The 1,373-nt window shown below is 48.1% G+C and carries 1 protein-coding gene; it reads right to left on the bottom strand.

Annotated elements, in window-relative coordinates:
* The coding region (locus F3I09_RS34875; RefSeq protein WP_223233475.1) for an Ig-like domain-containing protein at positions 1-1,373 on the bottom strand (1,373 nt) is incomplete at both ends.

The following is a 1,373-nucleotide window of genomic DNA, read 5'->3' as shown; positions in this document are numbered from 1 at the left end:
ATAGTTACAGTGCTGTTAGCTTCCGCTGTACCGGTTACAGTTGGCGTGTTATCAGAAGTCAGTGTTTGAGCGGTAGTTATAGTCGGCACTGTTGGCACCTGCGTATCAATAGTGATATTCAGCGTAGCACTTGGTGCACTGGTATTACCTACTGCATCAGTAGATGTAGCTGTGAATGCATGCGTACCATCTGACAGTGGTGTTGGCACTGTGAAGGTGTAATTACCACCAGCGTTAGCGGTAGTTGTACCAACTGCAGAACCATCTACATATATAGTTACAGTGCTGTTAGCTTCTGCTGTACCGTTTACAGTTGGCGTGTTATCACTAGTCGGTGTTTGAGCGGTGGTGATAGTCGGTACAGTTGGCACCTGCGTATCGATAGTGATATTCAGCGTAGCACTTGGCGCACTGGTATTACCTACTGCGTCAGTTGATGTAGCAGTGAATGCATGCGTACCATCAGACAGTGCTGCTGGCACTGTGAAGGTGTAATTACCACCAGCGTTAGCGGTGGTTGTACCTACTGCAGTACCATCTACATATATAGTTACAGTGCTGTTAGCTTCTGCTGTACCGGTTACAGTTGGCGTGTTATCAGAAGTCAGTGTTTGAGCGGTAGTTATAGTCGGCACTGTTGGCACCTGCGTATCGATAGTGATATTCAGCGTAGCACTTGGTGCACTGGTATTACCTACTGCATCGGTAGCTGTAGCAGTGAATGCATGTGTGCCATCAGGCAGTGGTGTTGGCACTGTGAAGGTGTAGTTACCACCGGCGTTACCTGTAGTTGTGCCTACTGCAGTACCGTCTACATAAATAGTCACGGTGCTGTTAGCTTCTGCTGTACCGGTTACAGTTGGTGTGTTATCGTTAGTTAATGTCTGAGCGGTGGTGATAGTCGGTACAGTTGGCACCTGCGTATCAATAGTGATATTCAGCGTAGCACTTGGTGCACTGGTATTACTCACTGCATCGGTAGCTGTAGCGGTGAATGCATGTGTACCGTCTGACAGTGGTGTTGGCACTGTGAAGGTGTAGTTACCACCAGCATTAGCGGTGGTTGTACCTACTGCTGAACCGTCTACATAAATAGTCACGGTGCTGTTAGCTTCCGCTGTACCGGTTACAGTTGGCGTATTATCAGCGGTCAATGTCTGAGCCGTAGTAATAGTGGGTACTGTTGGCACCTGCGTATCGATAGTGATATTCAGGGTAGCACTTGGTGCACTGGTATTACCTACTGCATCAGTAGCTGTAGCAGTGAATGCATGGGTACCGTCTGACAGTGGTGTTGGCACTGTGAAGGTATAGTTACCACCAGCGTTAGCGGTGGTAGTACCTACTGCAGTACCGTCTACATAGATAGTTAC

The sequence above is a fragment of the Chitinophaga sp. CF418 genome (assembly GCF_900142925.1).
Lineage (GTDB): Bacteria > Bacteroidota > Bacteroidia > Chitinophagales > Chitinophagaceae > Chitinophaga.
This window is presented reverse-complemented; position numbering and strand designations above follow the sequence as displayed.